Raw genomic sequence first — 995 nt, forward strand, 5'->3', positions numbered from 1 at the left:
TATATACTGCCGACCGCACAGTATACTTCAAACCGTTTTTCCTCCAACTGCGGCGACAGAGCCTGCTCCAGCCGATAGTTGATGACTTGAATAATCTCGGGAGTTGCCATCCTCACAAAGTGCGGATACCTCCCCTTTACTTTCTTGAACCCATGCGGCTCCAGCGTTTCCTTAAATGCCGCTTTAAGACTCTTGTCCACTTCCAATGTTCCCATTTCTCTTTCTCGTACACAACAGATGTACGATACCTCCTTTTCGTTAAATTTAATGTAACTGTTCAGAGCCAACCTTCTTTTTTACCCTCGTTTTTTACACTTCTATTCCCATCGCACGTATTGCATTTATATTTTTTTCTGCACGCTCTGCCTTTAATCGTACAAGTTCTTTTTTAGTTTCTTCATCTGTAAAAAATTTTTCGTATCGCTCTATTGTATCATCAGCTCTTTTTTTACAGCGCAGCATTTTTATTTCTCCATCCGCTCTCAACATTTTACCTTCATCAATATCATGAAACACTCTTTCCTTTATTGCTTCATACTTATTCAGCACATTCTCCTTGTAGCTTTCTTGATTAGGATATTTGGCTGGTAAAATTAAAGCTTCCTCGCTATTTTCAAACTGATACCTGTTCCATACTGTTAAGCACATAGAATCATATAACTCTAGATAATCCACGCATGTCTTTAAATCCACCACCTTGTCAAACGCCGGAATTATATAATGCTCTATGCCTGTCATGGCAAACGCAATCTGTTCCCTAAGAGATGCTTCATCTCCCTTTTTGATGATATAGTCAACCCCCGGCTGTTCATTCTCATACACCGTTATTTCATTGCGTTTTGCCTTCATGTACATATGAGGCATCGTAGTATGTATCCAGTCCATGCTGGCATACACAGACCGGTTCAGATTAATCTCCGGGCGGTATATACTGCCGACCGCACAGTATACTTCAAACCGTTTTTCCTCCAACTGCGGCGACAGCGCCTGCTCCA

Annotated in this window: 1 protein-coding gene and 1 pseudogene; both read right to left on the reverse strand. The window is 41.4% G+C overall.

What is annotated here, in order from left to right:
• Positions 1-215 (reverse strand): annotated as a pseudogene (locus DXD11_RS14085) (hypothetical protein); the annotation flags it as partial.
• 94 nt (positions 216-309) lie between these two features.
• Positions 310-855, reverse strand: a complete 546-nt coding sequence (locus tag DXD11_RS14090; protein ID WP_243105890.1) for a hypothetical protein — start codon at positions 853-855, stop codon at positions 310-312.
• Positions 856-995 lie beyond the last annotated feature (140 nt).

This window comes from Coprococcus sp. TF11-13 (genome assembly GCF_003481085.1).
GTDB classification, from domain to species: domain Bacteria; phylum Bacillota; class Clostridia; order Lachnospirales; family Lachnospiraceae; genus Coprococcus; species Coprococcus aceti.